The sequence below is a fragment of the Inhella sp. genome (assembly GCF_041912635.1).
GTDB lineage: Bacteria > Pseudomonadota > Gammaproteobacteria > Burkholderiales > Burkholderiaceae_C > Inhella.
In genome coordinates this window covers 16,999-39,468 of record NZ_JAYRMO010000016.1, presented here as the reverse complement: position 1 = coordinate 39,468, position 22,470 = coordinate 16,999, and the positions used below count along the sequence as shown (strand labels likewise).

Below are 22,470 nucleotides of genomic sequence, written 5' to 3'. Positions count from 1 at the left end.
CTAGAGTCCGCTCACCCCCGTCCCAGCGGGGGCGGGAGGATGAATGCGCAGAGTTCGCATGCTGGGCTGGGGCCTGCTGGCCCTGGCACCGTTGGTCCAGGCCAGCGAAGGGGTCGAAGAGCCGCACCCCTGGCAGATTGAAGGCTATGGCACGCTCGCCGCGCATGTGGCCGATGACCCGGTGGTGGGGGTGCGCGGCGATGGCCGCAACCGCAACACCAGCCTGAATGGCCGCGTCCGGTTCGACGGCGACAGCCTGCTCGCGGTGCAAACCCGCTACGAGTTCGCGCCGGGCGTGCAGGCCGTCTGGCAGCTGCTGGCCCGCGACGACGTGCGCTACGGCCAGCGCCCGCGCAACGAGTGGATCTACCTCGGCTGGGACGCCCAGCCCAATCTGAACCTCAAGCTCGGCCGCACCGCGCTGCCGGTGTTCCTGCATTCCGAGACGCGCCACCTGGGCTACGCCCAGACGACCGCGCGCCCGGTCAACACGGTCTACCAGCTCAACCCCTTCACCCATGTGGACGGGCTGGCGCTGCGCCATGCGCGCAGCCTGGCGCAGGGCGAACTGCGCACCGAGTTCAGCGCCGGCCGCGCCGAGCTGGCCCTGCCCTCCGGCACCATCGATGCCAACCGCATGGTCAGCCTGGCGCTGCGCTACGACGAGGGGCCGTGGAGCCTGCGCGTGGCCGGCTCCGACTACCGCTTCGACATGCACCTGGCCAATGTGCAGCGGCTCTACAGCCAGCTCATTGCCGGTACAACTGCCTGCACCAACTGTGCCGCCGTGCTGGCGGCGCGCGCGCCGCTGGAAGGCGTGCACGCGCAGGTGCAGACCGTGGCCCTGCAGCATGAGAGCGGCAGCTGGTCGCTGACTGCTGAGATCGCCCGGCGCAGCAGCAACAACTCCATCGTGGCGGACTCCCTCGCCTGGTACGTGCTGGCGGCGCACCGGCTGGGCGATTGGTCGCCCTACGCCGTGCTGGGGGAAATTCGCTTCAAGGAGCCCCCTCTGGGCCTGCAGACTCACCCGGCGGCACCGGCCGCGGCGCGCCAGGCCAACCAGCTGATCGACCTCTACCTGCAGACGCCGAACGACCGCCGCATCACCCAGCTGGGCCTGCGCTGGGACTTCCACGCCCGCGCCGCGCTCAAGCTGCAATGGGAGCGCTACCGCGCCACGCGCGAGGGCCGCATCACCGGGCAGAGCCATTACCTGGAGGTGCCAGCGCCGCCGCCCATCGGGCCCTACCAGGGGCCGGCCTGGGACGGCCGCGTTAACCAGTGGTCGCTGAACCTGGACTTCGTGTTCTAGATGCGCCGCGCCCTCGCCTCTTTCAGCCTCGGCCTGCTCACCTCGGTGGCGCTGGCCGCCGAGGACGCGCCGCTGCTGCGGGTGGGCTTGTCCACGGCCTGGGCCGCCCCCTTCCTGAGCCAGCGCGAGGGCCAGGCCCCCGAGGGCTTGAATGCCGAGCTAGGCCATCTGCTGGCCCAGCAACTCAAGCGCAAGGCCAGCTTCGTGATGCTGCCACGCGCCCGGCTGGACCAGGCCGCCGAGGCCGGCGAGATCGACCTGCGCTGCCACACCAACCCCGACTGGGTGCGCCAGCCCGGCCTTTACGAATGGAGCCCCCCGCTCTGGGCCCTGCCCGAGGTGCTGGTGGGCTCGACGAACAGCGCGCCGCTGCAGCGCCTGGCGGACATGCGCCTGGACCAGACCGTGGGCGCGGTCTTGCACTACAGCTACCCCCTGCTGGACGCGCAATTCGGCGCCGGCACCTGGAAGCGCGACGACGCGCCGGCTCCGGACAAGGCCTTGCGCAAGCTCGCCCTGGGGCGCACGCAGTACGCCGTGACAACGCAGTTCGAGCTGAGCCACTACCTGCGTGAGCAGCCCGACCCGCCGCTGGGCCGCTGGCGCCTGCCGCTGGGCCACGCCAACGCGCATTGCGCCGTGCCGCGCGCCAGCAAGGTGCGGGCGGCCGACGTGTTCGCTGCGCTGCAGGCGCTGCGCGAGCAAGGCCTGCTGGACGCCCTGCTACGCCGCCACGGCATCCCCACCGTGGCGGTGGTGGCGGCGGCGCAAAGCGAGCTGCCGGCGCTGGGCCGCGACGAGGTCGAGGCGCTGTTCCTGCGCCGCCTCAAGACCCTGGAGGACGGCCGCGTGCCGCAGCTGCTGGTGCCGGGCGACGCCTGGCTGGCGCCCTTTGCCGAACAGGTGCTGCGCCGCAGTGCCGCGCAGCTGCGTGCCGAATGGTCACGCGCCACCTTCAGCGGCGGCAGCCGCAAGCCGCTGCAACTGGACACTCCCAGCCAGCTGCGCGCGCAGCTGCGTCGTCAACCTCTGGCCATCGGCGTGCTGCCGCTGCACGAGCTGGACGCCAGCCTGAAGATCCTTTACCTGCCCTGATGTGGCTCAGTGCGCGTGGCCGCGGGCGAGTAGCAAAGTGAAACCCAGGCCCAGTGCCAGCCAGAACAGCTGCAAGGCGGTGGCGCGCCATGGCAGGCGGCGCTGCAATTGCGGGATCAGATCGGCCACCGCCACGTAAATGAAGCTGGAGGCCGCCACCACCATCAGATAGGGCAGCAGGCTCTCGAAGGGCTGGATCAGGAAGTAGCCGGCAACGCCGCCGACCACCCCGGCCAGGCCCGAGAGCGCGTTGTAGAACAGCGCGCGCCCGCGGCTGAAGCCAGCGTTCAGCAGCACCAGGTAGTCGCCCACTTCCTGCGGGATCTCGTGCGCAATGATGGCCCCGGCGGTCAGCCAACCCAGCTTGGGGTCGGTCAGGAAGGCGGCGGCGATCAGCACGCCGTCGCAAAAGTTGTGGATGCCGTCGCCCACCAGCACCGAGAGCCCGCCGCGCCCCGCCTGCTCCTGGTCGAAATGGTGGTGATGCTCATGCCCGTCACCTTCATGGTGGTGGCTGTGGCGGTACAGCTCCACCTTTTCCAGCAGGAAGAAGAACAACAGGCCGCCGAGCAGGGTCAGGAACAGCTCCTGGATGCCGGCCTGGCTCTCGAAGGCCTCGGGCAGCACATGCAGCAGGGCGGTGCCCAGCAGCACGCCGGCCGACAGGCTGACCAGGTGCTTGACCAGGCGCGAGAGCAGGCTCACGGTCAGCCAGGCCGCGATCAGCACCGACAGCAAACCGCCCACCAGGGTGACCAGGACGATGGCGGCAAGGGTCATGGGGGCGTAGGGGCGTAGCGCAAAGGGCGCGGATTGTCGCAGGCGGGTCGGCGCGCGCCGGCAGGCCCTGTCATGAAACCGGCACAGAATCCCGCCCCATGCTGACCCCCTCGCCGAAGAACAGCCGCTGGGCGGCCGACACCTACGCCGCCATCGACCTGGGCTCGAACAGCTTCCGCCTGGAAGTGGCGCGCCTGCGCGCCGGTGACTACAAAACCCTGGCCTACTGGAAGGAACCCGTGCGCCTGGGCGCCGGGCTGGACGCCGAAGGCCGCCTCACCGAGGCGGCGATGACACGCGCGCTCGACTGCTTGCGCCGCTTCGGCCGCGAGCTGCAGGGCTTCCCGGCCGAGCGCCTGCGCGCCGTCGCCACCCAGACCCTGCGCGAGGCCGCCAATCGCGATGCCTTTCTGCTGCGCGCACAAGAGGCGCTCGGGCACCCGGTGGAGGTCATCGCCGGCCGTGAGGAGGCGCGCTTGATTTACAGCGGTGTCTCGCACCTGCAGCCGGCGGCACACACGCGCCTGGTGATTGACATCGGCGGCCGCAGCACCGAACTGATCCTGGGCCAGGGCAACCAGCCGCTGGCGGTGGAGTCGTTCCGCATCGGCAGCGTCGGCCTGTCGGTGCGCTACTTCGCCGAAGGGCGGCTGACGGCCGAGGCCTTTCGCGCGGCGCAAATTGCCGCCGCGGCCGAGCTGGAAGAGGCGCTGGCCCTGTTCGGCCGCCGCCACTGCCAGCCCGCTTGGCTGGAGGTGCTGGGCAGCTCGGGCACCGCCGGTGCGGTCTCGCAAATCCTGGAGGACTCCGGGCACAGCGACGGCCGCATCACGCCGGACGGATTGCGCTGGTGCATCGACGCCTGCATCCAGGCCGGCAGCGTGGCGGCGCTGCGCCTGCCTGGCCTGAAGGACGACCGCCGCGGCGTGGTGGCCGGGGGGCTGTGCATCCTCTACACGCTGATGAGTCTCTTCGAAATCGACGAGATCCTGCCCGCCAAGGGCGCGCTGCGCCAGGGCCTGGTGGTGGAGCTGGACGAACGCCTGCGCGCCCGCCGCCCGGCGGACGACCCGCGCGAACCCACCGTGCTGGAGCTGCAGCAGCGCTTCGCCGTGGACCGCGAGCAGGCGCAGCGCGTGCGCGCGCTCGGCCAGCGCCTGCACCGCCAGCTCGACGCCGAGGCCGCGCCCGAGCGCCAGCTGGAGATGGGCTGGGCCGCGGCGCTGCACGAGATCGGCATGCTGGTCTCGCACCACGACCACCATCGCCACGCGCAATACCTGCTGGCGCATCTGGACGCGCCGGGCTTTTCGCAGAACCAGCTGCGCCGCCTCAGCCAGATCGCGCTGGGCCAGCGCGGCGGCCTGCGCAAGCTCGAGGCCGAGCTGCGCGACGACAGCCTGATCTGGCAGGTGCTGGCGCTGCGCCTGGCCGTCATCAAGTGCCACGCGCGTGGCCCGATCCAGGAGCAGCACATCCAGCTGCGCCGCCAGGGCCGCCAGGTGCGCGTGCAGATGGCGCGCGGCTGGGGCGTCCAGCACCCGCAGGCGCTCTACCTGCTGACCGAGGAGGCGCAGGCCTGGGCCAAGACGGGATTGCTGGAGCTGGACATCCGCGCCTGAGTGGCTACAGCAGCTCCGGCCCCATCACGCCGTGCAGCACGGTCTGCAACTGGCCGGCACGGCGGCGCGAGCGCAGCCACCACACACCGGCCTTCTTGACGCTCCAGTCCTGCTCGGTCCCCGCCAGCAGGCGCGCGGCCACCTGGCCCAGCGTGGGCTGATGGCCCACCACCAGCACGGGAGCCGCGGCATCCGGCCATTGCACCGCCGCCAGCAGCGCGTCCACGCCCTGCTCGGGGCCGAGCGCGGCCACGGTGCGGGGCGTGCGCCCCTCCAGCGCGCGCACGGTGGCCTGACAGCGCTGGGCTGGGCTCACCAGCAGCAGGGCGCTGGCCGGCAGGCGCTGTTCCAGCCACACCGCCATGCGGCGCGCCTGGCGCTCGCCCTGGGCGGTGAGGCGACGCTCCAGATCGGACTGCCCCTCGCGCAGCGGATGCGCCTCGGCATGGCGCCAGAGGATCAGGTCCACGGCCGGGTCACTCCGCCCGGTAGCGCTCGACCAGGGCCTGCTGGGCGCTCTGCCCTTCCGGGTCCACCCGGGTGTAGTGGCCGCGGGCGTCCTGCCGCCAGGCGTCCTTGCCATCGTGCAGATAGGGCTGGATGGCCTCGTCGATGACGCGCTGGCGCAACTTCGGCTCGGTGATCGGCCAGGCCAGTTCGATCCGCCCGCGCATATTGCGGCTCATCCAGTCGGCACTGGACAGGTAGAGCGCCTCCTCGCGGTCGCTGTCGCCCCAGCGGAAGTACATCACCCGCGTGTGCTCCAGAAAACGGCCGACGACCGAGCGCACGCGGATGTTGTCGGTCTGGCCCGGCACACCGGGCGCCAGCCGGCAGGCGCCGCGCACGATCAGGTCGATCTGCGCGCCGGCCTGGCCGCAGGCCACCAGGGCCTCGATCAGCTCGACGTCGGTGAGGGCATTGATCTTCACCACCACGCGCGCGCCGTGGCCGGCCGCCGCGGCCTTGCGCACCTGCTCCAGGTAGCCGCACCAGCGCGCATGCATGGCGAACGGTGCAAGCACCAGCTTGTGCATGCGCCGCATATGGCTGGTGCTGGCCAGCAGGCCGAACACGGCATCGGCGTCGGCAGTGAGTGCCGGGTCGGCGGTCAGCAGGCCGATGTCGGTATAAAAGCGCGCCGTGCGTGGGTTGTAGTTGCCGGTCGAGAGGTGCAGGTAGCGGCGCAGCCGGCGCTTGGCGCCGGAGCCTTCGCGGCGCGTCACCAGCAGCATCTTGCCGTGTGTCTTCAGGCCCACGATGCCGTACACCACCTGCGCGCCGGCGGCCTCCAGGCGCTCGGCCCAATTGACATTGGCCTCCTCGTCAAAACGCGCCTTCAGCTCCACCACGGCCAGCACTTCCTTGCCGCGCCGCGCCGCCTCCACCAGCAGGTCCATCAGCACCGATTCCGTGCCGGTGCGGTAGATCGTCTGCTTGATGGCCAGCACCTCGGGGTCGTCCACGGCCTGGCGCAGGAACTTGATGACGGGCTCGAAGCTCTCGAAGGGGTGGTGCAGCAGCACGTCGCTCTTGGCCAGACGCTCGAACATCGGCTTCTGGCGCGGCAGCCGGCCCTGCGGCCACACAGGCTCGTGCGGTTCGAAACGCAGGTCGGGCGCCTGAGTCTGGTCGATCAGCTCGTTCAGGCGCACCAGGTTCACGGGGCCATTGACGCGGTAGAGCGCGGCATCGGGCAGGTCGAACTGGCGCAGCAGCAGCTGGTAGAGCTCCTCGGGGCAGCTGCGCACCACCTCCAGGCGCACCGCGCGGCCGAAGTGGCGGGTGGTGAGGCTGCTGCGCACGGCGTGGCGCAGGTTGCCGACCAGGTCCTCGTCGAACTCCAGGTCGGAATCGCGCGTGACGCGGAACTGCGAGAAGGACACCACCTCACGGCCCGGGAAGAGCTCGGTCAGATGGGCACGGATGACGCTGCTGAGCAGCACGAAGCATTGCTCGCCCGGCGCCACATGCTGGGGCAGGCGGATGACGCGCGGCAGCACGCGCGGCACCTTGACGATGGCGATCGGGCTGTCGCGCCCCAGCGCGTCCTTGCCCGAGAGCTTGACGATGAAGTGCAGCGCCTTGTTGGCCACCTGCGGGAAGGGGTGGGCCGGGTCCAGGCTCACCGGCACCAGCAGCGGCCTAACCTCGCGCTCGAAGAAGCGCGCCACCCAGCGGCGCTGCGTCTCGTTGCGTTCGGCATGGTTGCGGATGAGGATGCCGCGCTGCTGCAGCGCCGGCATCAGCTGCTCGTTGTAGATCGCGTACTGGCTGTCGATCAACTCGTGCGCGGCCGCGCCCACGCGCTCCACGTCCTCGTGCTTGATGTCGCCGCTCTTGTCGCGCAGGGCATCGAGCAAGTCCGAGAAGCGCACCTCGAAGAACTCATCGAGGTTGCTGGAGACGATGCACAGGTAGCGCAGGCGCTCCAGCAGCGGCACGTCCTCGCGCATGGCCTGTGCCAGCACACGGCGTTGGAACTCCAGGATGGCTTGTTCGCGATCCAGCAGGCGCAGCGCTTTGAGGGTCATCGAATGATTCTAGGAATCGCACATGACGCTTCGGTGACAGCCCAACCGCAGCCCGCATCCATGGCGACACTCCTCAGAAGAGCTCAGTACCCCAAGTGCCACCGCGGAACCGGCTTTGCCGGGCCGCTGGTGGCGCCCCCTGGGGGGGAGGCGCCGAAGGCGCTTCGGGGGGGTCTAGATAATCCCTCGCATGCATTGCGTGATCGCCACCTCCGGCAACGCTCCGGAGCTGCGCGCCGGTGCCGAGCTGCAAGCCCTGCTGAACGACTGGCAGATTGCCGGCCCTGACCTGGGCGGCGACGCCAGCAGCCTGGACACCCCCTTCGAACAGACCCTGGCCGCAGCCGCCGGGCTGCATGGCGCCGCGCCCCTGGCCGCCTGGGCCGCCGCGCCGCAAGGCCTGCAGGCACCGGCCTGGGCCTGGCTCAGCCCCCTGCACCTGCAGCTGGATGCCCAGCAGGCCATCGCCCTGCCCCCGACCCTGCTGGCGCTGGACGAGGCCGAGGGCCGTGCGCTGTTCGAGTTGCTGGCGCCGCTGTTCCCGGCGACCGAGGGCTGGCAGTTCGAGTGCCTGCAACCGGACCGCTGGCTGCTGGGGCACGAGCAGCTGGCCGGCCTTCAGCTGGCCAGCCTGAACCGCATCGCCCAGCGTTCACTCAGCCCCTGGCTGCCGGCCGAGCGCTGGCTGCGCCGGCTGCAGAACGAGGCCCAGATGCTGCTGCACGAGCACCCGATCAACCAGGCCCGTGCCGCGCGCGGGGCCCTGATCGTCAACAGCGTCTGGATGTGGGGGGCGGGCAAGGGGCCGGCATTGCCGAGCCATCTGGTGCTGGAGCCCGAGCCCCCGCTGGACCCCGCAGAGCACGCCGAGCATTGGGCACGCCTCGATGGCGGCCCGATCGCAGCACTGCGGCGCGAGGCCGCGGCCGGCCGCCCGGCTCGGCTCACCTTGGCCGGGGATGTGCGCGCACGCAGCTGGCTGCCTGCCAAGCCGCGTTGGCGCTGGCCTTGGCAACGCCGCCAAGCGCCCGCCTTGACCGAGCTGCTGCGGGAGCTCGACCAATGAGCGCGCCCCTGCGTGTCATCGCCCGCAACGCCGAGCCGCGCAGCGCCTGGGCGCTGGAGCAGCAGGGCCTGAGCCCGCTGCTGGCGCGCCTGTACGCCGCCCGCGGCGTGCGCAGCGCCGCCGAGCTGGACCCCGATCTGCGCCATCTGCACCCGCCCGCCCAACTCAAGGGCAGCGAGCAGGCCGCAGCCCTGCTGGCCGACGCCCTCGCTGCCGGCCGGCGCCTGTGCGTGGTGGCCGACTACGACTGCGACGGCGCCACCGCCTGCGCCACGCTCTTGCGCGGCCTGGCCCTGCTGGGCGCGCGGCCCGAGCAGCTGGATTACGTGGTGCCCGACCGCGCCGTGCACGGCTACGGCCTCACCCCCGCCATCGTCGACCTCGCGCTCGCCCAGCAGGCCCAGGTGCTGATCACCGTAGACAACGGAATCGCCAGCCTGGAGGGCGTGGCGCACGCCAAGGCGCAGGGCCTGCAGGTCGTCGTCACCGACCACCACCTGTGCGCGGCGGATGCCGAGGGCCGGGTGCAGCTGCCGGCGGCCGACGCCATCGTCAACCCCAACCAGCCCGGTTGCCCCTTCCCCAGCAAGGCCCTGGCCGGCGTGGGCGTGGCCTTCTACGTGCTGCTGGCCCTGCGCGCCGAGTTGCGCGCGCGCGGCGCCTTCGAAGCCACCCAGCAGCCGCGCCTGGACAGCCTGCTCGACCTTGTCGCCCTGGGCACCGTGGCCGATGTGGTGCCGCTGGACGCCAACAACCGCCGCCTCGTAGCGCAGGGCCTGCGCCGCATCCGCGCCGGCCAAATGCAGCCGGGCATCCGCGCGCTCTTCCAGGTGGCGGGGCGCGAGAGCGAGCGCGCCAGCAGCCAGGACTTCGGCTTTGCGCTGGGCCCGCGCGTCAACGCCGCGGGCCGCCTGGCCGACATGCGCCTCGGCATCGAATGCCTGCGCTGCGACGACCCCGCACGCGCCCTGCTGCTGGCCCAGCAGCTCGACGCCATCAACCGCGAGCGCCGCGCGGTGGAAACCGACATGCGCGAACAAGCGGAGCTGCTGCTCGCGCGCGCCCTGCCCCAGGGCGCGCCACCGCCCGCCCTGGCCCTGTTTGACGAGAGCTTCCACGAAGGCGTGGTTGGCATCCTGGCCGGGCGCCTGAAGGACGCGCTGCACCGCCCCTGCTTCGTGTTCGCCCGCGGCGCCGACGGCCGGCTCAAGGGCTCGGGCCGCTCGATCCCCGGCTTTCATCTGCGCGACGCCCTGGACCTGCTGGCCAAGCGCGAGCCCGGCCTGCTGGCCAAATTTGGCGGCCACGCCATGGCCGCCGGCTGCACCCTGGACGCGCCCGAGCCGGCGCGCTTCGAGGCCGCGCTGCGCGCCATTGCGCAGGACTGGCTGCCGCCCGAAGCGCTGGCGCGCGAGCTGCGCCATGACGGCGCCCTGGGCGCCGAGCAGCTCACCCTGGCGATGGCCGAGCAGTTGGAGGGCCAGGTCTGGGGCCAGGGCTTCGAGGCCCCGCTGTTCGTCGACGAATTCGAGCTGCGCGACCAGCGCCTGGTCGGCAGCGGGCATCTGAAGCTGCGCCTGCGCCAGCAGGGGCAGGATTTCGACGCCATCTGGTTCCGCCGCGCCGACACGCTCGACGGCCCGCGCGTGCGCCTGGCCTACCGGCTGCAGCGCGATGCCTGGAACGGCCAGGCGCGGCTGCAGCTGCTGGTGGAAGCGCTGGCCTGAGGTCACACGACCGTCACGCGCGCTGGGCGGCATCAGGGTCTTCCTTGAACTGCCGAGCCCCTGCATGCGCGATCTCTCGCTGCAACGACGTTTCACCCTGCTGCTCCTGTTCATCCTGCTGGCCGTGGCCCTGCCGACTGCCGGCTGGCTGAACCGACTGTTCGACGAGCAGGCGAGCGTGCGCGCGCAATCGAACCGCCGCCCAGCAGCGTTGGCCCTGCTGCAAGCCAACACCGCGCTGCAGGAACACCGCCTGCACAGCCTGCTGCGCCTGTCCGGCCAGGCTGACCAGGAAGGCGCGCAAGCCCAGGCGGCGGCCCATCTGCAAAGCCTGCACGCAGCACCGCCTGAGCAGGCCGTGCTGCGCGAGCGCCTGGACACGCTGGAGAAGACACTGAAGCAACTTGCGGCCGATGTGTCCACTGAAAAGCTGGCCGCCCGCGAAAGCTTTGACCGCCACGGCGAGCTGCTGCGCCAGGTGCAAAGCGGCGCCCAGCAGGTGCACACGGCCAGCCAGGAAGTTCGCGCCGACAACCTGGAGCTTTCCAATCGCAGCGAAGCGGCCGCCAGCCGATTGCAGGAGGCGGCCGCCCGCGTCAACGAACTGGCCACCGAGGTGGGCCTGACCAGCGAGGCTACCGGCCGTGCCCATGGCATGGCACGCGAGGCTGCCGCCGTGGCCGAGCAGGGTGGCGCCAAGGTGCAGGCGGTGGTGCAGACCATGGAAGCGATCCAGCAAAGCTCACGCCGCATCACCGACATCATTGGCGTGATCGATGGCATCGCCTTCCAGACCAACATCCTGGCGCTGAACGCCGCCGTGGAAGCGGCGCGCGCGGGTGAGCAGGGGCGCGGCTTTGCGGTGGTGGCTACCGAGGTGCGCAACCTCGCGCAACGCGCAGCGTCGGCCGCACGCGAGATCAAACAGCTGATCAGCAGCTCGGCCGAACGGGTGGAGGGTGGCACCGCACTCATGCACGAAGCGGGTCTCACCATGTCGCACATCGTCGAGGCCGTCGGCCGGGTCAGCGTGGTGATCGAGGACATCAGCGCCGCCGCCCGGCGCCAGGGCGATGAGATTGGCCAGGTGGACCAGGCCGTGCGCGCCGTTGACCAACTGACGCAGCGAAACGCCGCCATGGTGGAGCAAAGCGCTGCCGCCGCCGCCACGCTGGCCGAGCAGGCCGATCAGCTCAGCGAGCGGGTGGCGCGCTTCAGGCTCTGAGGGCTTTCTCCAGCGCGCTGAATTCTTCTTCGATGTACCGGGCCAGGCGGCCCAGATGCGGCATCTGGTCGGTCGCGATCAAGCCGAAATTCAACTCGCCCGCGTAGCTGAACAGCGTGATGTTGATCAGGTGCGTGGGCGGCAGGGTGGAGACCGGGTGCATCTCGCGCAGCTCGGCGCCCTTCAGGAACAGGCGCTGCTCGGGCCCGGGCACGTTGGAGACGGTGGCATTGCCCATCGGGGTGATGACGTCGGCCAGGCCGAACATCGCCGCCAGCTGGCCCAGCACGCCGGTGAGGATGGTGTAGGTCTCGATCGCCTCCGGCGCCACGGTGTCGATCATCTGGCGCACATTGCGCAGCGAGTAGCCGACGTTGCGCAGGCGGATGTAGGCGTCGTCGGTGGGCGGCGAGAGGTCCACCAGGATGATGCCGATCTTGTTGCCCACGTCGTTCTGCCCTTCGCGGCGCAGGTTTACCGGCATCTGGATGGTGATGGGCCGATCCAGCGCAATGCCCTCGTCCTGCAGGTAACGGTGCATGGCGCCGTCCAGGCAGGTCAGGGCCACGTGGTTGAGGGTGGCGCGGGCGGCCTTGCGCACGGCGGCGATGCGCGTCATCGGCAGCGCCGCGGTGGCGAACTGGCGGCCGGGCGTGGCGGTGCCGGTGAAGGGCGTGTCGCCCGGCGCCATGAAGGGCAAGGCAATGGCGTTCTTGGTGAGCTTGACGGCTTCCAGCGCCAGCATGGCGCCCAGGCGGCCGATGCCGATGGCGCGCTTGCTGTTGGCGGTGAGCTGCTTCCACACGCTGCCCACCAGGCGCTGGTTCAACTTGCTGCGCCCGCCGCCACCGCGGCGCTTGACGTGGTTGGTGGTCCAGACCGGGCGCAGCTCCAGGTCGGCCGGGCCTTCTGCCAGCGAGGCCACGCCCCAGCGCGTCATGGTGATGCCGTCCGCATAGGCGTGGTGCATCTTGTAGTAGATGGCGAACTGGCCGTCCCAGAGCTTGTCGATCACATGCACTTCCCACAGCGGGCGGCTGCGGTCCAGCATGGGTTCATGCAGCTTGCTCACCAGCGCGTACAGGTGCTCGCGCTGGTTCTTGCCGGGCTTGAGGCTGTGGAAGAACAGGTGCTGGCTCAGGTCCACCTGATCGGCCTCCACCCAGTCCGGCATCAGGCCGGGGCTGATGAAGCGGATCACCCGGTTGAAGGGCGGCGCCACCTCGGTGTGGGTCAGGAACTCTTCGAACAGGGCGCGCGCGAAGCCGGCCTTGGCGCCGGCCGGCCGGGCGTGGATGTGCAGCCCGGCCACATGCTTGGGGCTGGCGGCGTTTTCGGCCACGAAGAAGGCAAGGTCCAGCAGCGAAAGTCGGCTCATGGGTGCGCGAAGGTGGGGCCTTTGGATGGCCCAGCATACGGCGGCGCCCCGGCTTCGATAATCGGCCCATGCCCCGCTTTCATGTCCTCAGCAACGCCGATCTGCACTGCCACTCCACCGTCTCGGACGGCACGCTGGCGCCGGAGGCCGTGGCGGCGCGTGCCGCCGCCCAGGGCGTGGAGCTGTGGGCGCTGACGGACCACGACGAGGTGAGCGGCATTGCCCGCGCGCGCGCGGCCGCGCAGGCCCACGGCATGCCCTTCCTGGCCGGGGTGGAAATCTCGGTCAGCTTCGCCGGCCAGGTGGTGCACATCGTCGGCCTGGGCGTGGATGAAACGGATGCGCAACTGGTGGAAGGCCTGCGCGCCACGCGCGGCGGGCGCGAGCAGCGTGCGCGCGAGATGGCCGCCGGCCTGGCGGCGGTGGGCATCCCCGGCGCTTACGAGGGCGCGCTCAAGCATGTGGGCAACCCCGATCTGATCTCGCGCACGCACTTCGCACGCTTCCTGGTGGAGAGCGGGGTCTGCAACGACATCCCCGAGGTCTTCCGCCGCTTCCTGAAGGAAGGCAAGCCCGGCTATGTGGAGCACCGCTGGGCTGCGCTGGGGGATGCGGTGCGCTGGATCCGCGAGGCCGGCGGCGTGGCCGTCATCGCCCACCCGGCGCGCTATGCCTTCAGCCCGACGGCCGAGTTCGCGCTCTTCAGCGAGTTCAAGACCCATGGCGGCCAGGGCGTGGAAGTGGTGACGGGCAGCCACAGCGACGCCGAAGCGGTGCGCTACACCGACATGGCGCTGGAATTCGAGCTGCTGGCCTCGCGCGGCAGCGATTTCCACTCACCCGCCGAGAGCCGCACCGAGCTCGGCAGCCTGCCCCCGCTGTCGGCCAAGCTGCGGCCGGTGTGGGAACTGCTGGAAGCCCGCGTCAGCTGAGGCGCGAAGCCGGCATCAGCCGAAGCTGAGGGGCCCGTACCAGCTGCGCGCCCGGCCGCGGGTGTTGTCGCTGTCGGTCATGAAGGCCACCGAGACCAGATCGCCCGGCGGCTCGCCGAAGGCGCGCTCGAAATCCTGCGCCAGGTGGCGGCGGTGGTCGCGCCAGCGGCCCAGCTGGCTGGCGCCGGTGTCGAGCACGATCTTGCGGATGCGGTCCGAGCGCGGGTTGGTGATCACCGCCTCCACGGGCGCGCGGCGCTCCCACACATACATCAGCGTGGCATAGGGCGGGGTCTCCCCCGTCAGCAGCTCGGCCAGTTCGAACTGCGCGCGCGTGGCGCCGCTCAGGCGGCGGTGGTCGCCGTCGAAGCCGAAGATGACGCGCGCCACCGCGTCCTCGCGCGCGCTGTCGCTGACGTCGGATTCGGCCAGCAGGCCTTCGACCCACCAGGAAAAGCTGACCGGGCCGACACGCGCCGCCGGGATGCTCAGACGCCGCCGCCACAGGCTGGCCGAGTGGTCGGAGACGGCCTCGAAGGCCGTGCGCCCTTCCTTGACGACGCTGCGGTAACGGTTACGGCGCTTGCCTGGCAGCGCGAACTCGTGCCAGCCCTCGGGGTGGGCGCTGGGCGGCGGCGGGCTGGCACAGGCCGACAGCAGGCTGGCGGCACCCAGCAGCAGGGCCTGACGGCGGGGCAGGTGTTCGGACATGGCAGCAGCGTAGCAAGCTGCAACACAGGCTTTACAAAGGGGCCAAGCGCCTGCGCGAAGATCCGCACACCCCATCGCGCGGAGTGCCCCATGCGTCGCCCCACCTGGCTTCTTGTGCTTGGCCTGAGCTGGCTCTCGGCCTGCTCCATCACCCCGGTACAGCCCTGGGAGAAAGGCCTGCTGGCCAAGAAGGCCATGGGCTTCGAGGCCGACCGCCTGGAGGCTGGCTTTGCCGAACACATCTACGCCAGCAAAGAAGCCGCTGCCGGCGGCGCCGGCGTGGGGGCGAGTGGCTGTGGCTGCAACTAGCCGCCTGCTCGCCGCCGCCCTGTGCCTGCCCGGCCTGGCCGAGCCGGCCCTGGCCGATGGCGCGCCCGATCAGGGCCAGATTGCCCTCAAGTACCTGGACTATCTGGACTACCAGCCCGGCCGCGAGCGGGTGCGAATCCGCGCACCGTCTCTGCATGTGCTCGCCCCCTTGTCCAGCCGCTGGGCCCTGGGCGCCACCGCCATCCACGACGCGATCTCGGGCGCCTCGCCCGCCTTCCACACCCGTGCCATCAGCCAGCTGAAAGACGAGCGCAATGCCGCCGACCTGACGCTGACCCGCTACTTCGATGACGCCAGCCTCGGCCTGACGGCCGCCTACTCGAACGAGACCGACTACCGCTCGCGCGGCCTGGCGCTCAGCGGCAGCTGGTCCACCGAAGACCGCAACCGGACCTGGACGGCCGGGCTGGGTGCGAGCCGGGACCGCATCAACCCCGTCACCGGCCTGGTGGTGGATGAGAAGAAACAGGTGCTGGACTGGACGCTTGGCGTCACGCAGGTGCTGAACCCGCGCCAGCTGCTGCAGCTGACCCTGGGCCACAACCGTGCCCGCGGCTACCTGAACGACCCCTACAAGGTCTCCGACGAACGCCCGCGTTCCCGCCACGCCACGCGCCTGCTGCTGCGCTTCCACCAGCATCTGGAAGAGGGCGGCCAGACCCTGCGCTGGAGCCTGCGCCACTACCAGGACAGCTATGGCGTGCAGGCGCAGACGGCCGGCCTGGAGTTCGTGCAGCCCCTGCCCTGGGGCTTGAGCCTGACGCCTTCGCTGCGTCTGCACAACCAGCGCAAGGCCCGCTTCTACGTCGAGGTCGACCCCGAGGCCGCGCCCTTTGCCACTCAGCCGCCCGAGGACTGGCTGCAGTTCTCGCTGGACCAACGCCTGTCCTCTTTCGGCGCCCGCACCCTGGGCCTGAAGCTCGCCTGGCAGGCGACACCCGATTGGACGGCTGACATCAAGCTGGAGCATTACGCCCAGCGTGGCGACTGGTACCTCGGGAGCGGCAGCACGGGCCTGGCGCCCTTTGCGGCGCGCAGCTGGCAGCTCGGCCTGAGCCGGAGCTTCTGATGCAGGTGTTCCGCCACCCCTTCCAGGCCCTGGGCGGCAGCGCCGAGATCGTGCTGGCCGCGAGCGACGAGGCCGAGGCGCGCCGCCTGGCGCAGATCGGCATCGACGAGGTGCTGCGCATCGAGCACAAGTACTCGCGCTACCGCGCCGACAGCCTGATCGGCCGCATCAATGCCCAGGCCGGCGGGGAACCGGTGGAGCTGGACGACGAAACCCTGGCCCTGCTGCGCTTTGCCGACACCCTGCACCAGGACAGCGACGGCCTGTTCGACCCCACCTCGGGCGTGCTGCGGCGCGCCTGGAACTTCAAGCAGCCGCGCCTGCCGCAGCCAGACGAGCTGGTGCCGCTGGTCGCGCTGATCGGGTGGCCGCGCGTGGCGCGCGAAGGCAAGAGCCTGCGCCTGCCCGAGGCCGGCATGGAGCTGGACTTCGGCGGCTTCGGCAAGGAATACGCGGCCGACCGCGCCGCCGCCGCGCTGAAGGCCGCCGGCGTGCGCAACGGCCATGTGAACCTGGCCGGCGACATCCGTGTGCTCGGCCCCAAGCCCGATGGCAAGCCCTGGCAGATCGGCATCCAGCACCCGCGCCAACCGGGCAAGCTGATTGCCAGCCTGCCGCTGCACCAGGGCGGCCTGGCCACCAGTGGCGACTACGAGCGCTACTTCGAGCTGGACGGCCAGCGCTACTGCCATGTGCTGAACCCGCGCACCGGCTGGCCGGTGCGCTTCTGGCGCTCGGTCAGCGTGGTGGCGCCGCTCACCGTGGCGGCCGGCGCCCTCAGCAGCCTGGCCATGCTGAAGGAGCAGGAGGGTCTGGAGCTGCTCCAGCGCAGCGGCCTGCCCTTTCTCGCCATCGACCCGGACGGCGCGCTGCTGCGCGACGCCCTACCCTAGGAGACCACCATGGCCACCTTCCGCGGCACCACGCGCGACGACAAATGGAACATCGTCGAGACCGGCAAGTACACGATTGATGGCCTGGGCGGCACCGACACCGTCGCCTTCGGCATCCAGCCGCGCGCCTATTTCGAGATCACGCGCGGCACCGACGGCGCCATCCATGTGGACACCGTCTCCGGTGCCAGCGGCGGCGGCATGCAGGCGGTTCTCTACAACGTCGAGGTGCTGGTGTTCAACAACGGCACCGACACCGTCAAGGTGGCCGACCTCTTCCCTGAGGCCAATCTGGTGGGCAGCGCCGGCAACGACCGCTTCACCGCTGGCACTGGCGCGCAGAACATCGACGGCGCGGGCGGCATCGACCAGGTGGACTTCAACCTCTCGCGCATCAACTACCTGCTGGCCAAGGGCGCGACGGACTGGACCGTGACCGCCACTGCCGGCAATGCCACGCTGACGCTGAAGAACGTCGAGCGCCTGGCCTTCAGCGACTACAAGCTCGCGCTCGACCTCGCCGGCAATGCCGGCACCGTGGCCAAGATCCTCGGCGCCGTGTTCGACAGCCCCACGCTGAAGATCGAGGAGTACCGCAGCTACGCCGGCATCGGCCTGGGCCTGATGGACAGCGGTCAGTACACCTACGCCACCCTGATGCAGCTGGCCCTGGATGCCCGCCTGGGCCCGAATGCCAGCCATGGCGCGGTGGTGGACCTGCTCTACACCAATGTGGTGGGCCAGGCCCCCGACGACGCCACCCGCGCCAGCTTTGTGGCGATGCTGGACGGCGGCATGAAGCCGTATGACCTGGGCATCCTGGCGGCCGACCACGAGCTCAATCTGCTGCAGATCGACCTGACCGGCCTGCAGCTCAACGGCCTGGGCTTCGTATGAGGGCCGCGCTGCTGGCCTGGCTGCTGGCGGGCGCGGCGCAGGCCGTTGAACCTGGCCAGCCTGCGCCCGACATCGCCTTGCCGCAGGCCACGCTGCCCGCCAAACAGCTGAGTGAACTGCGCGGCCAGCTGGTTTACCTGGACTTCTGGGCCTCCTGGTGCGGGCCCTGCCGGCAAAGCTTCCCGTGGATGGGCGAACTGCAGAAGAAGTACGGCGCGCGCGGCCTGCAGGTGCTGGCCATCAACCTCGACAAGCAGCGCGCCGACGCAGACGCTTTTCTGGCGCGCACGCCGGCCGCCTTCGCGCTGGCCTTCGACGCGCAGGGCGAGGCCGCCAAGCGCTTCGCCATCAAGGGCATGCCCAGCTCGGTGTTGATTGCCCCGGATGGCCAGGTGTTGTGGGCACACCGCGGCTTTCGGGTCGAAGAGGCGGCTGAACTCGAGGCGCGCATCGTCCAGGCCCTGCCCCGCTGAAAATGCCGGGCATGGCCCTGCTCTTCGACGTTCACCCCGACAACCCCCAGGTCCGCCTGCTCAAGCAGGCGGCCCAGCTGCTGCACAAGGGCGGCCTGGCCGCCATCCCCACCGATTCGAGCTACGCGCTGGTCTGCCATCTGGACGACAAGAACGCCGCCGAACAGCTGCGCCGCGTGCGTGGGGTGGACGAAAAGCACCACCTGACCCTGCTCTGCCGCGACCTGAGCGAGCTGGCCAATTACGCGATGGTGGACAACCGCCAGTACCGGCTGCTGAAGAGCTGCACGCCCGGCGCCTACACCTTCATCCTGCCCGCCACCAAGGAAGTGCCGCGCCGGCTTTCGCACCCGAACCGCCGCACCATCGGGCTGCGCGTACCGGACTGCGTGGTCACCCAGGCCCTGTTGGCCGAGCTGGGCCAGCCGCTGCTGGCCACCACCTTCATCCCGCCCGGCGAAGACGATCCGCTCAACGACCCGGACGAAATCCTGGAGCGCTTCGGCCACCAGCTCGAAGCGGTGGTAAGCATGGGCGCCTGCCCGCGCGAGCCCACCACGGTGGTGGACCTGACGGACGGCGAGCCCCAGCTGGTGCGGCTGGGGCGGGGCGAGCCCTCAAGGCTGGGGCTTTGAGGCCGCGGCCTCCAGGGCCTCGCGCAGGTCGCTGAGCTCAGTGCTGCGCACCAGCTGGCGGCCGTGCACCACGAACACCGGCAGGCGCTTGAGCTCCTGCGGCGGGTGGGCCGCGCCGCAGGCCGGCTGCTGGCCCAGATCACAGGTCTCGACGCGGATCTCGACCTTGCGCAGCCACTCCAGCGTGGCGCTGCAGTCGCGGCAGTCGGCGCGCGTCAGCATCTGCAGGCCGCCGTCGCGCGAAAGCGCGCGCACCGACTCGATCAGCTCGCGCTCGCGCGTGTCACGCCGCAGTTGCAGGCCCCAGGCCAGCGCAAAGGCCAGGGCCACCACCAGACCGACACCGGCCCAGGCGCGCACCGTCCAGCCCGGCGCGGCGGCAACCGGGGCCGGCTCGCTCACGCCGGGCTCCGCTGCGCGGCGGTGACGACCATCTCCACCCGCCAGGCCGGCTTGGCCAGCTGGGCCTGCACGGTGGCGCGCGGCGGCGCAAAGCCGGGCGCCACCCAGGTGTCCCAGACCTTGTTCATGCCGTCGTAGTCGGCCAGGTCGGCCAGGTAGATCTCGACCCGCAGCAGGTGCTGCTTGTCGGAGCCGCACTCGGCCAGAACCCGGTCCACCATCGCCAGCACCTCGGTGGTCTGGGCTTCAATGCCCTGGCCGGCCGTGGTGTCGGCCACCTGACCGGCCAGATAGACCACGCCGTGGTGGATGGCGGCTTCGCTGTAGCGCTTGGCCATGCCCACGCGCTGCACGGAATTTGTCACTTCTTGGCTCCCAGCCGGCTTTCGGTGCCGGCAAACAGACGCTTGATGTTCGCCTCATGGCGCCACACCAGCAACAAGCCCATCAGGCCGGCCGCGCCGACGATGGGCCCCATATCCCAGATCAGGGCCTGGTACAGCGGCGCGAACAGCGCCGCCACAATCGAACCGAGCGAGACCAGGCGGGTGAAGAACACCAGGATGGCCCAGGTGGCCAGCGTGGCCACGCCCAGCAGGGGGTTGAGCGCGAACAGCACGCCGGCCGCCGTGGCCACACCCTTGCCGCCCTTGAACTTGAAGAAGACCGGCCACAGATGGCCTAGGAAGGCCCCGAGGCCGACCAGGGCCGCCGTGCCCTCGCCCAGGCCGTAGCGCTCGCCCCAGATCAGCACCGCCAGCACCGGCAGGTAGCCCTTCAGGGCGTCGAACACCAGGGTCAGGATGGCGGCGGCCTTGTTGCCGCTGCGCAGCACATTGGTGGCGCCGGGGTTGCCCGATCCATAGGAACGCGGATCGGCCAGGCCCATCAGCTTGCTGAAGATGACGGCGAAGGACAGGGAACCGATCAGGTAGGCGGCGACGGTAGCCACCAGAGAAAGCAGGGTGTCGTTCATGGCCCTTATTGTGGCGAGGCGCAGCCGACTGCTTTTGCACCCAAGGCGTCGGTCAATACCCGCGGATCAATCCCCACCAAAAACCCGCGGCGCCCGCCATTGATGCAGATGCGCGGCAGCGCCAGCACCGAGGCCTGCACATACACGGGCATGGCCTTGCGCAGGCCGAAGGGCGAGGTGCCGCCCACCTGGTAGCCGGAATGCCGCTGCGCCACCTCGGGCTTGCAGGGCTCGACCTTCTTGCAGGGGATCTGGCGCGCCAGCTCCTTCAGGCTGACCTGGCGGTCGCCGTGCATCAGCACCACCAGGGGTTTGGCGTCCTCGTCCTGCATCACCAGGGTCTTGACGACCGCGTGCTCGTCCACGCCCAGCTGTCTAGAAGATTCGGCCGTGCCGCCGTGCTCGACGTACTCGTAGGGGTGTTCCGTGAAGGGGATGCCTTGCGCGCGCAGCCAATCGGTGGCGGGGGTCGCGCTGACATGGGATGACTTCTTGCTCATGTGCCGGATTTTGGGCCGACGCAGAATGCGCGACCCTTCGTCACTGCCTGCGCCTTGCTCTACCAGCCGCCCCGCAAGACCGCCCTGCCCGTCACCGCCGTGCTACTGCTGCACGGCCTGCTGGGCCTGCTTCTGATTCAGCAGCGCAGCCTGCCCCATGCGGCGCACCGGCGCAGCGAGGTGCGGCTGATTCCGCTCAAGGCACCGCCACCCCCTCCGCCTGCCGCCGCCCCCACGCCGCCGCGCGCCCTGGCCACAGCCGCCCCACGCCCGGCCACCGTGCCTGTGCCGGAGTTCAGCAGCGCCCAGCCGGCCCCCGGCGCCATCACCCTGCCGGCGGCACCGGCCAGTGCTGCAGAGGGCGCCGCGACACCGCGCCCACTCAATCTGAACCTGCCCAAGGGCTGGCAACCCAGCCAGGACCTCAGCCCGGCCCAGCAGGCCGTGCAGGACCCACGTGCCAACAGCCCCCGTTACTCGGCCGAGGAGCGGATGGCCCGCGCCATCGCCAACGAGCCCGTGACCATCGAGCTTGCGGGTGGCGGCACCATGACGCGCTGGCCCGATGGCCGCTGCACCCGCACCCTGCCCAACCGCTCCAATCAGCTGGTGCCCATGGACCCGCACCAGCAGGTCGGCACCGGCCATGGTGGCAACTGCTTCGACGACAAGCCGGGCTCGGCCATCCGGCACACTCGACCGCGATGAACACCTACCAGCCCCAGCGCGCCGCGGCGTCGCGCTTTGAAACCCTGCGCGGCCTGCGCCTGCATGCGCTGCATTGGCCCGGCGAGGGCCGGCCTCTGGTGCTGCTGCACGGCTGGATGGACCTGGCCGCCTCGTTCCAGTTCCTGGTGGATGCGCTGGCCTGGGATCGCCCGATCTGGGCGCTGGACTGGCGCGGCTTCGGCCACAGCCAGGCCAGCGGTGCCGACGCCTACTGGTTTGCCGACTACCTGGGCGATCTGGACGCCTGGCTCGATCTGATCGCCCCCGGCGCGGCCGTGGACCTGCTGGGGCACAGCATGGGCGGCAATGTGGCCATGCAATACGCCGGCGTGCGGCCCGAGCGCATCCACCGGCTCGTCAATCTGGAGGGCTTCGGCCTGCCCGACAGCCCGGTGAGCGAAGCCCCCAAGCGGCTGGCGCGCTGGCTGGACGAACTGAAGCAAGCGGCCGAACTGCGCCCCTACGCCGACCTGGATGCCGTGGCCGCGCGCCTGCGCAAGACCAACCCGCGCCTCAGCAGCGCACGCGCCGCCTGGCTGGCGCAGCAGTGGAGCGAGCCGGTGGCGGGCGGCCGGCGCCTGCGCGCCGACCCCGTGCACAAGCGCCTGCATGGTGTGCCCTACCGCAGCGCCGAGGTGCTGGCCTGCTGGGCGGGCATCCGCGCGCCGGTGCTGTTCGTGGAAGGGGAGGACGACAGCCTGGCCGCCTACTGGGGCACCCGCTTTCCGCGCAGCGAGCTGGAGGCCCGCCTGGCGGTGCTGGTGCAGCTGCAGCGCGAACGCCTGAGCGGCTGCGGCCACATGCTGCACCACGACCAGCCCGAAGCGCTGGCCGCCCTGCTGAGCGACTTTCTGCGCTGAGTTACTGCGCCGAGCGCACGCTGCTGGGCGTGCGCGTGTTGTTGTCCTGAATGTTGCGAAGTGCGTCCTGCGAGGCCGCCACCTCGGCGGCACTGGCCTTGCGGCAGCTCTGTTTGCGGGCAATGTTGCTGCCCAGCGGGGCCTCGGTGCGGACGCAGTCGTCGGCGGCGGCCTGCTTGGCCTCCTCCGGCGCCGTGGCACAGGCGCTCAGGCCGGCCAGGCAAAGAACGTAAAGACTCACACGCAGCATCACAGGCTCCCTCGGCACCAAGCGCCGTTGCAGACAAAGGGCGGCGATGCTCGCACGCCCCCTGCCGGGGT

25 protein-coding genes are annotated in these 22,470 nt (G+C 70.6%); 15 read left to right on the top strand and 10 right to left on the bottom strand.

Annotation, left to right across the window (positions count from 1 at the left end):
• The first annotated feature begins 43 nt into the window (after nucleotides 1-43).
• Both ACE3QP_RS11065 and ACE3QP_RS11060 read left to right on the top strand, forming a co-directional pair.
• A complete protein-coding gene (locus tag ACE3QP_RS11065; protein ID WP_374436057.1) occupies nucleotides 44-1,315 on the top strand; it encodes a hypothetical protein in 1,272 nt (423 codons plus the stop codon).
• Nucleotides 1,316-2,410, top strand: a complete 1,095-nt coding sequence (locus ACE3QP_RS11060; RefSeq protein WP_374436056.1) for a substrate-binding periplasmic protein — start codon at nucleotides 1,316-1,318, stop codon at nucleotides 2,408-2,410.
• A gap of 6 nt (nucleotides 2,411-2,416) precedes the next feature.
• Here ACE3QP_RS11060 and ACE3QP_RS11055 read toward each other — a convergent pair whose 3' ends face one another.
• Nucleotides 2,417-3,190: a ZIP family metal transporter gene (locus tag ACE3QP_RS11055; RefSeq protein WP_374436054.1), complete on the bottom strand. Its 774-nt coding sequence runs from the start codon at nucleotides 3,188-3,190 to the stop codon at nucleotides 2,417-2,419.
• A gap of 98 nt (nucleotides 3,191-3,288) precedes the next feature.
• Here ACE3QP_RS11055 and ACE3QP_RS11050 point away from each other — a divergent pair, with 98 nt between their 5' ends.
• The gene (locus ACE3QP_RS11050) at nucleotides 3,289-4,812 is read left to right on the top strand and encodes an exopolyphosphatase (protein WP_374436053.1); all 1,524 of its coding nucleotides are present in this window, start codon (nucleotides 3,289-3,291) and stop codon (nucleotides 4,810-4,812) included.
• Between the two features lie 4 nt (nucleotides 4,813-4,816).
• On the opposite strand, the gene ACE3QP_RS11045 is transcribed toward ACE3QP_RS11050, so the two are convergent.
• Together ACE3QP_RS11045 and ppk1 are read right to left on the bottom strand one after the other, a co-directional pair.
• Complete coding sequence (locus ACE3QP_RS11045) at nucleotides 4,817-5,281, bottom strand: histidine phosphatase family protein (RefSeq protein WP_374436051.1); 465 nt, start codon at nucleotides 5,279-5,281, stop codon at nucleotides 4,817-4,819.
• A gap of 7 nt (nucleotides 5,282-5,288) precedes the next feature.
• Complete coding sequence (gene ppk1 / locus ACE3QP_RS11040) at nucleotides 5,289-7,346, bottom strand: polyphosphate kinase 1 (protein WP_374436049.1); 2,058 nt, start codon at nucleotides 7,344-7,346, stop codon at nucleotides 5,289-5,291.
• Nucleotides 7,347-7,536: 190 nt separating this feature from the next.
• Between ppk1 and ACE3QP_RS11035 the strand changes: the two genes are divergently transcribed.
• The 3 genes from ACE3QP_RS11035 (at nucleotide 7,537) to ACE3QP_RS11025 (ending at nucleotide 11,364) form a co-directional block, all read left to right on the top strand.
• On the top strand, nucleotides 7,537-8,412 hold the full coding sequence (locus ACE3QP_RS11035) for a hypothetical protein (RefSeq protein ID WP_374436048.1): 876 nt from the start codon (nucleotides 7,537-7,539) through the stop codon (nucleotides 8,410-8,412).
• Nucleotides 8,409-10,139, top strand: coding sequence for a single-stranded-DNA-specific exonuclease RecJ (recJ, locus tag ACE3QP_RS11030; RefSeq protein ID WP_374436046.1), 1,731 nt, complete (start codon nucleotides 8,409-8,411; stop codon nucleotides 10,137-10,139). Before ACE3QP_RS11035 ends, recJ begins: the two co-directional genes overlap by 4 nt.
• Before the next feature lie 64 nt (nucleotides 10,140-10,203).
• Nucleotides 10,204-11,364, top strand: a complete 1,161-nt coding sequence (locus ACE3QP_RS11025; protein WP_374436044.1) for a methyl-accepting chemotaxis protein — start codon at nucleotides 10,204-10,206, stop codon at nucleotides 11,362-11,364.
• On the opposite strand, the gene ACE3QP_RS11020 is transcribed toward ACE3QP_RS11025, so the two are convergent.
• Complete coding sequence (locus ACE3QP_RS11020; RefSeq protein ID WP_374436042.1) at nucleotides 11,354-12,742, bottom strand: wax ester/triacylglycerol synthase domain-containing protein; 1,389 nt, start codon at nucleotides 12,740-12,742, stop codon at nucleotides 11,354-11,356. The two genes, ACE3QP_RS11025 and ACE3QP_RS11020, sit on opposite strands and share 11 nt — an antisense overlap.
• Nucleotides 12,743-12,810: 68 nt before the next feature.
• On the opposite strand from ACE3QP_RS11020, the gene ACE3QP_RS11015 reads away from it, so the two are divergent.
• A complete protein-coding gene (locus tag ACE3QP_RS11015; RefSeq protein ID WP_374436041.1) occupies nucleotides 12,811-13,674 on the top strand; it encodes a 3',5'-nucleoside bisphosphate phosphatase in 864 nt (287 codons plus the stop codon).
• 15 nt (nucleotides 13,675-13,689) lie between these two features.
• Here the strand turns inward: ACE3QP_RS11015 and ACE3QP_RS11010 are convergent, their stop codons facing one another.
• Nucleotides 13,690-14,385: a DUF3047 domain-containing protein gene (locus ACE3QP_RS11010; RefSeq protein WP_374436039.1), complete on the bottom strand. Its 696-nt coding sequence runs from the start codon at nucleotides 14,383-14,385 to the stop codon at nucleotides 13,690-13,692.
• A gap of 90 nt (nucleotides 14,386-14,475) precedes the next feature.
• Here ACE3QP_RS11010 and ACE3QP_RS11005 point away from each other — a divergent pair, with 90 nt between their 5' ends.
• From ACE3QP_RS11005 to ACE3QP_RS10980, 6 genes are read left to right on the top strand one after another with little or no spacing between them, the layout of a single operon-like run.
• On the top strand, nucleotides 14,476-14,694 hold the full coding sequence (locus ACE3QP_RS11005; protein WP_374436037.1) for a DUF4266 domain-containing protein: 219 nt from the start codon (nucleotides 14,476-14,478) through the stop codon (nucleotides 14,692-14,694).
• Complete coding sequence (locus ACE3QP_RS11000; RefSeq protein ID WP_374436035.1) at nucleotides 14,681-15,784, top strand: DUF3570 domain-containing protein; 1,104 nt, start codon at nucleotides 14,681-14,683, stop codon at nucleotides 15,782-15,784. Before ACE3QP_RS11005 ends, ACE3QP_RS11000 begins: the two co-directional genes overlap by 14 nt.
• On the top strand, nucleotides 15,784-16,677 hold the full coding sequence (locus ACE3QP_RS10995) for an FAD:protein FMN transferase (RefSeq protein WP_374436033.1): 894 nt from the start codon (nucleotides 15,784-15,786) through the stop codon (nucleotides 16,675-16,677). The genes ACE3QP_RS11000 and ACE3QP_RS10995 overlap by 1 nt, the downstream gene beginning before the upstream one ends.
• A 9-nt stretch (nucleotides 16,678-16,686) precedes the next feature.
• Nucleotides 16,687-17,574 (top strand): hypothetical protein, encoded by an 888-nt coding sequence (locus ACE3QP_RS10990; RefSeq protein ID WP_374436032.1) that lies wholly within the window; start codon nucleotides 16,687-16,689, stop codon nucleotides 17,572-17,574.
• Complete coding sequence (locus ACE3QP_RS10985; RefSeq protein ID WP_374436030.1) at nucleotides 17,571-18,047, top strand: TlpA family protein disulfide reductase; 477 nt, start codon at nucleotides 17,571-17,573, stop codon at nucleotides 18,045-18,047. Before ACE3QP_RS10990 ends, ACE3QP_RS10985 begins: the two co-directional genes overlap by 4 nt.
• 11 nt (nucleotides 18,048-18,058) lie before the next feature.
• Nucleotides 18,059-18,682: an L-threonylcarbamoyladenylate synthase gene (locus ACE3QP_RS10980; RefSeq protein ID WP_374436029.1), complete on the top strand. Its 624-nt coding sequence runs from the start codon at nucleotides 18,059-18,061 to the stop codon at nucleotides 18,680-18,682.
• Here ACE3QP_RS10980 and ACE3QP_RS10975 read toward each other — a convergent pair.
• Genes ACE3QP_RS10975 through ybaK form a run of 4 tightly spaced genes read right to left on the bottom strand, consistent with a single transcriptional unit; the run spans nucleotide 18,665 to nucleotide 20,560 of the window.
• Nucleotides 18,665-19,084, bottom strand: coding sequence for a hypothetical protein (locus ACE3QP_RS10975; protein WP_198111955.1), 420 nt, complete (start codon nucleotides 19,082-19,084; stop codon nucleotides 18,665-18,667). The two genes, ACE3QP_RS10980 and ACE3QP_RS10975, sit on opposite strands and share 18 nt — an antisense overlap.
• The gene (locus tag ACE3QP_RS10970) at nucleotides 19,081-19,422 is read right to left on the bottom strand and encodes a RidA family protein (protein WP_198112040.1); all 342 of its coding nucleotides are present in this window, start codon (nucleotides 19,420-19,422) and stop codon (nucleotides 19,081-19,083) included. The genes ACE3QP_RS10975 and ACE3QP_RS10970 overlap by 4 nt, the downstream gene beginning before the upstream one ends.
• 23 nt (nucleotides 19,423-19,445) lie before the next feature.
• Entirely contained in the window at nucleotides 19,446-20,060 is a 615-nt protein-coding gene (gene plsY / locus ACE3QP_RS10965) for a glycerol-3-phosphate 1-O-acyltransferase PlsY (RefSeq protein WP_374436027.1), read from the bottom strand.
• A 5-nt stretch (nucleotides 20,061-20,065) separates the two neighbouring features.
• Nucleotides 20,066-20,560, bottom strand: a complete 495-nt coding sequence (ybaK, locus tag ACE3QP_RS10960; protein ID WP_374436025.1) for a Cys-tRNA(Pro) deacylase — start codon at nucleotides 20,558-20,560, stop codon at nucleotides 20,066-20,068.
• A gap of 54 nt (nucleotides 20,561-20,614) precedes the next feature.
• Between ybaK and ACE3QP_RS10955 the strand changes: the two genes are divergently transcribed.
• Together ACE3QP_RS10955 and ACE3QP_RS10950 are read left to right on the top strand one after the other, a co-directional pair.
• Nucleotides 20,615-21,268, top strand: a complete 654-nt coding sequence (locus ACE3QP_RS10955; protein WP_374436023.1) for a hypothetical protein — start codon at nucleotides 20,615-20,617, stop codon at nucleotides 21,266-21,268.
• Nucleotides 21,265-22,149 carry an alpha/beta fold hydrolase gene (locus tag ACE3QP_RS10950; RefSeq protein WP_374436021.1) on the top strand — a complete coding sequence of 295 codons (885 nt, stop codon included), beginning with the start codon at nucleotides 21,265-21,267 and terminating at the stop codon, nucleotides 22,147-22,149. The genes ACE3QP_RS10955 and ACE3QP_RS10950 overlap by 4 nt, the downstream gene beginning before the upstream one ends.
• A 1-nt stretch (nucleotide 22,150) precedes the next feature.
• Here the strand turns inward: ACE3QP_RS10950 and ACE3QP_RS10945 are convergent, their stop codons facing one another.
• Nucleotides 22,151-22,399, bottom strand: a complete 249-nt coding sequence (locus ACE3QP_RS10945) for a hypothetical protein (RefSeq protein ID WP_374436020.1) — start codon at nucleotides 22,397-22,399, stop codon at nucleotides 22,151-22,153.
• Between the last annotated feature and the right edge of the window lie 71 nt (nucleotides 22,400-22,470).